At 64.6% G+C, this 7,472-nt stretch carries 5 protein-coding genes and 1 pseudogene; 4 read left to right on the forward strand and 2 right to left on the reverse strand.

Annotation, left to right across the window (positions count from 1 at the left end; genetic code table 11):
• Nucleotides 1–9: 9 nt before the first annotated feature.
• Nucleotides 10–915: an alpha/beta fold hydrolase gene (locus WA983_RS06485; protein WP_424311760.1), complete on the reverse strand. Its 906-nt coding sequence runs from the start codon at nucleotides 913–915 to the stop codon at nucleotides 10–12.
• Between the two features lie 142 nt (nucleotides 916–1,057).
• On the opposite strand from WA983_RS06485, the gene WA983_RS06490 reads away from it, so the two are divergent.
• The 4 genes from WA983_RS06490 (at nucleotide 1,058) to WA983_RS06505 (ending at nucleotide 6,930) form a co-directional block, all read left to right on the forward strand.
• A complete protein-coding gene (locus tag WA983_RS06490; RefSeq protein WP_424251744.1) occupies nucleotides 1,058–1,648 on the forward strand; it encodes a CGNR zinc finger domain-containing protein in 591 nt (196 codons plus the stop codon).
• Nucleotides 1,649–1,886: 238 nt separating this feature from the next.
• Nucleotides 1,887–4,709 carry an HD domain-containing phosphohydrolase gene (locus tag WA983_RS06495; protein ID WP_424311755.1) on the forward strand — a complete coding sequence of 941 codons (2,823 nt, stop codon included), beginning with the start codon at nucleotides 1,887–1,889 and terminating at the stop codon, nucleotides 4,707–4,709.
• Between the two features lie 92 nt (nucleotides 4,710–4,801).
• On the forward strand, nucleotides 4,802–5,287 hold the full coding sequence (locus tag WA983_RS06500; protein ID WP_424311756.1) for a molybdopterin-dependent oxidoreductase: 486 nt from the start codon (nucleotides 4,802–4,804) through the stop codon (nucleotides 5,285–5,287).
• Between the two features lie 293 nt (nucleotides 5,288–5,580).
• On the forward strand, nucleotides 5,581–6,930 hold the full coding sequence (locus WA983_RS06505; protein ID WP_424311757.1) for a Fic family protein: 1,350 nt from the start codon (nucleotides 5,581–5,583) through the stop codon (nucleotides 6,928–6,930).
• A 38-nt stretch (nucleotides 6,931–6,968) separates the two neighbouring features.
• Here WA983_RS06505 and WA983_RS06510 read toward each other — a convergent pair.
• Nucleotides 6,969–7,345: pseudogene (locus tag WA983_RS06510) on the reverse strand (helix-turn-helix domain-containing protein); the annotation flags it as partial.
• Nucleotides 7,346–7,472: the final 127 nt, after the last annotated feature.

Genomic DNA, 7,472 nt, shown 5'->3' on the forward strand with positions numbered 1-7,472 from the left:
GGCCTGGATTCAATGTCGCAGATGCCGGTCCAGAAAGTCGTGGATCTCCGCGCCGATTTCCGCCGCGTGGGTCTCCAGCGCGAAATGGCCGGTGTCGTGGAAGCGGATCTCCGCCGTGGGGATGTCGCGCTTCCAGGCCTCGGCTCCGGCCGGCAGGAAGAACGGGTCGTTCCGGCCCCAGACCGCCAGCAGCGGCGGCTGGTGGCGACGGAAGTAGGCCTGGTATTCCGGGTACTGGGCGACGTTGCTGGCGTAATTCAGGATCAGGTCCAACTGGATGTCCAGGTTTCCGGGGCTGGCCATCATCGCCACGTCTAAAAGGTACGTTTCCGGCGCGATCAGGCTTTCGTCGCCGACCCCGTGGGTGTATTGCCATTTCAACGCGGCGGGCGTCATGAATGCCCGCACCGAGGCCCGGTTCTCGGGCGAAGGATAGCGCCAGTATTCCCGGATCGGCTTCCAGCCTTCGGACAGGCCTTCCTCATAGGCGTTGCCATTCTGGGAAATGATCGCGGTGATGCGTTCGGGGTGTGCCATCGCCAGACGCCAGCCCACCGGTGCGCCGTAGTCGAAGACCTGGATGGCATAGCGGTCTAGATGAAGCTGTTCCGTGAAGCGCCCCAGAGTCCTGGACAACTGATCGAAGGTGTACGCGTAGCGTCCATCCTCCGGCGCCTGGGTCAGACCGAACCCGGGCAGATCCGGCGCGATGACGTGGTAGCGGTCTGCCAGCAGGGGAATCAGATTGCGGTACATGAACGAGGAGGTCGGAAATCCGTGCAGCAGCAGGACCGTCGGGTTCTCGCGGCGACCGGCCTCGCGGTAGAAGACCTTGACCTCGTCCACCTGCTCATAGTGGTAGTGAACCGGGAAAGATGCCACCGCCGTGCCGGCAGCGTGTGCTCCGGCCGCCATGAACGCACCGGCCTGGCTGGTCGCGGCGAGCATTGAGTTGGATTGCATAGGGTTCTCCTTAGGTAACCTATTTTATGATTTTTAAAGGTTACTGATGCATGAATAACCTGTCAACATTAATTTAAGAGGTTACAATCATGGCATGAACGAAATGACTTCGACTGCATCCGTCCCGCTCTTCATCGCGGATCACCTCGCGATCGACTTCCTCAACGCCCGCTATGGCGTGGGGACGGCGTCCCGCGAGTGTTTCGTCAACGACCGCGCCGTGCTGGATTGGCTCAAATCGGCCGGTGTAGTGCCCGCGAGCACCCAGGAAGCGCCTCAGGGTTTGTGCGCGCTGGCGCTTGAGCTGCGTGCCGGTGCGCAGGCCCTGATCGATGGCGCCAAGGCCGGGGCGTGTGCGCCGACCACCCTCGTCAACCAGATCCTGGAGCAGGGCCGGCGATCCCGGGCGCTGGAATGGGATCAGGCGGCAGCCCGGTTCACCCTGGTCGAAAAACCGCGCGGCACCGATGCCGCCAGTTTGTTGGAGCCCGTCGCGGCCGCGCTGGCGGACCTGTTGGCCGCCGGGTCGCTGGACCGGGTGAAGCAATGCGAGGGCGACGGCTGCTCTCTGCTGTTCTGCGACCTGACGAAGTCTCATCGCCGGCGGTGGTGCAGCATGGCGGTGTGCGGGAACCGGATGAAGGTCGCTGCGTTTCGGGCGCGGAAACTGGGTCGAAGCGGATAGACGCTTGCCGAACGCGGGCGATCAGTGGCGTCTTGCCGTGAACAGGTGGATACTGGCGATACCCTGGAGGCATCGCCTTCCCGCAGTTCGGTGACATGGGAAGACAGGGGGCGTCGGGCCCATGGCGGGGCCACGCGGTTTCTCCTGACGAACCACGGAGAGGTCCATGTCACAAGCCCTTCATGCAACGCGCGCATGGCCGGTCAGATTCGTCATTGCCGGTATCGCGGTAGCGGCCATGACGCTTGTCGCTGTAGCGTTGATCACGCTCAGTTGGTACGGGTCGCGGGCCATCCTGCTGGACATGGCCGCAATGGCGGCGCGCGACACGGGCCAGATCGTGGCCGAACGGGTGCGCCGTATCGTCGAGCCCGGCTCGACGTCGTTACGCATCCTGGCATTCGATCCTGTGGTCGATGCGAAGCGGCTCGACGACCGGCTGGCGCGGCGCAGTGTCCTGGCGACCGAACTTGCTGAGAATCCCCTGTTGTCGGCCATCCATGTCGGCTACGAGAATGGCGACTTCCTGCTGATGCGGGCGCTGGACCGACGCGATATCCGCGAGCGCTTCCAGGCCCCGCCCCAGGCCAACTATCTCGTGCAGTCGGTGACGCTCGGTGATGACGGCAAACGGCACGGACTGTTCCTGTTCTACGACGCCAAGCACGACCTCGTGATGCGCCGGCCCGAGGCCGACTACCGGTTCGATCCGCGCGAGCGGCCCTGGTACATCGACGCGATGGAGACGGTGTCCGCCGTCGCTTCCAACCCCTACGTCTTCTTTTCGACCCGCCAGGTGGGCATCACGCTCTCCCGCCTGTCGCACTCGGGGCGAGCCGTCGTGGCGGTGGACGTGGCGCTGGAGGATCTGGGCGAGGCGCTGGACCGCCTGCGCATGACGCCCAACGCCGAACTGGCGCTGGTGGACGCGGGCGGTGCGGTGATCGGCTACCGCGACATGGATGCGTTGCTGGTACACAGGGGCCGTTCGGATGAATTCGAGGTGCGGACGCTGGATGCCTTGGGCATCGATGCGCTGACACGCTTGTGGCGGGTTGCCTCCGCCGATGGCCGGGTGGTCTCCTACGAGTCCGGTGGGCGCGAGTGGTTCGGGGCGGCGCTGCCGTTCGATGGGCTCGACGGCTCAGGCATGCGGCTGCTGACCACTGCGCCTCTCGGTGAGTTGCTGGGCGCATTGGCGCTCAACCGCACGCGCATGATTCTGATCTCGATCGGACTGATCCTGCTGTTCCTGCCGCTCGGCTGGCTGGTGGGCAGCACCGTGGGGCGCGCGCTGGAGGGGATCGCGGCGCAGGCGCTGCGTATGTCGCGGTTCAGTTTCCGCCGGTGGCGCGAGCGGCCCGCTTCGGCGCTGCGCGAGGTGGAAGCGCTCAACGACGTGATGGACAAGGTCGCGGGCTCGATGGAATCCTTGCTTGAAATCAGCCGTGTGCTGGGCTCTGAGCCCCGGATCGAGACCATGCTGGCACAGGTGCTGGAAAAATTCGTCCAGGCGACGCGCTGCGAGGGCGGCGCCGTGTACCTCCTCGACCGCGAGCGTCAGCGCCTGGTCCGTGTAGCCGCGTTCGGAGAGCGGGGCGCGCTGAGCGAGTCGATGAGTGCCGGCGAAGGGGACGCGGTGCTGGCCGAGGGGCAGGACCAGGATCCGGGTCGGAGTCGTCGTCGCATCGCGTTCGAGTTGCGGGGGCGCGACAAGCAGTCGCAAGGCCTGTTGATGCTGGTCCACGACTCGGACCGGGATCATGCGGCGCCCGGATTCGTGGCCTTCGCCGATCGCCTGACCGGCATGCTGGCCGTAGCCATCGAGACGCGCCAGCTCATCGAGGCGCAGCGCAAGCTGTTCGAGTCCGTGACCCATATCCTGGCCGATGCCATCGACGCCAAGAGCCCTTACACCGGCGGGCATTGCGAACGAGTGCCGAAATTGGCCATCCTGCTGGCCGATCGCATGCAGACCGAGGTCGATGGCCCCTATGCAGGCTTCCATCTGAGCGAGGACGAGCGCGAGGCCTTCCGGCTGGCGGCCTGGCTGCACGATTGTGGCAAGGTGACCAGCCCCGGGCACATCATGGACAAGGCCACCAAGCTGGAAGTCGTCTACAACCGCATTCATGAGATCCGCATGCGTTTCGAGGTGCTCTGGCGGGATGCCGAGATCGACTGCCTGCAGGGCCGATTGCGTGGCGAGGATGCGCGCGCTGCCGAGGATCGGCGCGATGTGCGCCAGGCACAATTGCGCGACGATTTCCGTTTCGTCGCGGAATGCAATATCGGCGGCGAATTCCTGCCCGATGACGCCATCGGACATCTGCACGCCATCGGCGCGCAGACCTGGCAGCGCCATTTCGACGATGCGCTGGGCCTGGATGCGCAGGAAGGCGCCCGACTTGCCGGCAGCCGTCCCGCGCCGTCTCCGCTGCCCGCCACCGAACGGCTGCTGGCCGACCAGCCCCAGCACGTCGTGCCCTGGGATGATGCGCGGCGCCCGGCCGTAGAGCGTGACGATCCGCGCAACACGTGGGGTTTCGACATGACGCTGCCCGAGCATCGGCGGAACATGGGTGAATTGCACAACCTGGCCATCCAGCGCGGCACACTGACCGACGAGGACCGCTTCGCCATCAACGACCATATCGTGCAGACGCTCATCATGCTCAAGCGACTGCCCTGGCCGGGCCACCTGGGAAGGGTGCCCGACATTGCGGCCAACCACCATGAACGCATGGACGGCAAAGGCTATCCACGGCGCCTGCGCGGCGATCAACTGGGCACCACCGAGCGGATCATGGCGCTGGTGGATGTGTTCGAGGCGCTCACGGCGGCGGACCGTCCCTACAAGCCGCCCAAGACTTTGTCCGAGTCGCTGGGCATCATGGCAGCCATGTGCAGGGACGGGCATCTGGACCCCGAGCTGTACCGGTATTTCGTGCGCAGTCGGGTATGGCTGGATTACGCGCGGGCCTGCATGCGTCCGGAGCAGATCGACGGCGTGGATACCGAGGCGCTCGCACGTGCCTCGCAACCGGAGGCATCGGCATGATCCCCTTTCCGCGTCGCAAGCCACAGGCCCCGTGCGGGTGCCGTCGCCGAGTGGGCGGCAGGCGCCTGGCGCTGCTCGGCGGGTTCTGCCTCGTGTCGCTCGCGGTCGCGGCGGTCCTGGCCGCGGCCTTCATCCATCCGCGGGAAATCGTAGTGCCTGCGCACTCGAAGTCTCTCGGCAGGATCGTGCTGACGGTGGATAGCCAGGGCCGCCAGACGCGATTCGACATGCGTACGCTGGAGGCGCTGCCGCAACGCACTTATCGTGTGACCACGCCCTGGTACTTGCGCCCCGTGACGTTCCGGGGGCCCTTGCTGCGCGACGTGCTGGCCGCCGCCGGCGCCGGCGGCACCCATATCGAAGCCGTCGCGGTGAACGACTACACCGCCGACATTCCCTTCGAGCATGCCGAGGCCTATGACGTGATCATTGCGCTGCGCATGGACGGCAAGCCCATGTCGCCGCGCGACAAGGGGCCGCTGTTCGTGGTGTATCCCTATGACCGGCTGCCGCTGGAGATGCGCGAGAAGTCTTTCGAACTGTCTGTCTGGCAACTGGATGGGTTGAGGGTGCGGTGAAGGCGATGCCGTGGCCGTCAGATGAGACTGTCGGGTCCATGCACTGGGCGACCAGATCGGTCTTGATCTGTGCGGTATAGGTGCGACGCCGACGACGCGGCTTGCTGATGGGTTTATGGCGCTTACGATCACGGTGCAAGCCCGCTGAGGAGCCTTGCCTGCCATTCAGTCTGTATTCTGGCTCAAAATCGGCTCATACTCTGACTATTTGGCTCATTTTTGAGCCGTATTTGAACGGAAACATGATAAATTGAGCCAATCATGAGCCAATTATGAGCCAATTGAGCCGAAACATGACGAGCGGGAACGAACTACTTGATCTTCTGCATGCCCAGGCACGAACAGAGCAGCCCTGGCAGAGCACCGGCGAACTGGCCGCCAGGCTCACCACCATCAGCCGGGCCACGGTCAAGCGGCAACTCGATGCGCTGCTCAAGGCGGGCAAGCTGCTGCGCGAGGGCCGAGGCCGCGCGACGCGCTACAGGATTGCCGACGCACCGCCCGCCGTCCCCACCGCCGTTGACAGCCCGCCCCCCAGTGCAGGGATGGCCTGGTCCGCATCCGGGCAGGCGTTGCTGGCGCAGCTCCAGCGGCCGCTGGCCGCGCGCCAGCCGGTCGGCTACCAGCGTGCCTTCGTGGACGACTACGTCCCGAATGCAAGTTTCCTGCTGCCCGAAAACCTGGCTCAGGCCCTGGCTGGCGAGGGGCGCATGCGGGGCCAGCAGCCCGCCGGCACCTATGCGCGCAACGTGCTGGGGCCTTTGCTCATCGACCTGTCCTGGTCTTCCTCTCGCCTGGAGGGCAACCGCTATTCCCTGCTCGCCACGGAAGAGCTGTTCAAGCGTGGGACGGCCGCCAGCGACCTGGACGCGGTGATGCTGCTCAACCACAAGGCCGCCATCGAGTTCATGGTCGATGCCGTGCCCAACTACGGCCTGACCTCCTCCGTGATCCGCAACCTGCACGCCATTCTGATGCAGGACCTGCTGGCCGATGCCGAAGGGCTTGGCAACATCCGCCGCAAGGTGGTCAACATCCGTGATACCACCTACGTTCCGGCGCAGGCACCGCTGCTGCTGGAGGAAATGTTCGAGCACGTCGTGGACAAGGCGCGCCAGATCAAGAACCCGGTGGAAGCGGCATTCTTCCTGTGGGTGAGCCTGGCCTACCTGCAACCGTTCGAGGACGGGAACAAGCGCACCAGCCGCCTGTCGGCCAACATTCCACTGATGCTCTACAACTGTGCGCCGTTGTCCTTCATGGACGTGGAGGCCCAGGATTATGCCGACGCGATGATGGGCGTGTACGAGCAGCGCGACGTGACGCTGGCGGTGGAGCTGTTCGAGTGGGCCTATCGCCGCTCGATCCGCAAGTACGCCGTCCAGCTCGAAGCGACGGGCGTGCCCGACCCAACGCGGCTGCGGTTCCGGGAGGCGCTGAATGAAGCCATCGGCCAGGTGGTTCGCGATGGGCAGACAGTTGGCCAGGCGGTGGCCGCGCTGGCCCTGTCCGAGGAAGATACGCGGGTTTTTCAGCCCATGCTCGCGCAGGAGCTGCGTGTGCTGGAACTTCACAACTGCGCCCGCTACCGGCTGACCATGGGGCAAGTCCGGCAATGGATCGAAGCGGGGCGGCCCCAGTAGCCGCCATCCCTGGCGGTCAGATGGCGCGCCAAAACTGCCCACCAACACATCGACGAAAGGTACAGCGTGCGAGTTGCGGCATTACGTGTCAGTTCCCGTGAAACTGTTGACGGACTTCGTCCAAGACGGCGAGCGATCTCGCGCACGCCGACGCCTTGGACCGACAGCAATGCTATCTCTTCTCGCTCACCGAACGACAAGTATCTACAGATATAGGGGTCGACATGAAAAGTGGCATGCCGCCACGATAGCGGAACCAGCGCGAGCCTACTGCCTGTGACACCCCAACCGCTTCGGCGGCCCTCTCGCTTGTGATCCCAGTCGCGATCTGCTCCCAGAACCTACGTTCGATCTCACACCGAAGCGACGGCGCACCTGGCGAGCGCATCGGCCCTCGCCCCGTCAACTTCTGCATCCGTAAGCTTCCCCGTATGGTAGACAATTGAAGTTAGAATTTTGGGGCCTCCTGGACTATGGAGACCTCCGATGAGGAAAAGCAGATTCACCGAAAGTCAGATTTTTGCGGTGCTCAAGCAGGGCGA

This window comes from Castellaniella sp. (assembly GCF_049650445.1).
GTDB lineage: Bacteria > Pseudomonadota > Gammaproteobacteria > Burkholderiales > Burkholderiaceae_B > Castellaniella.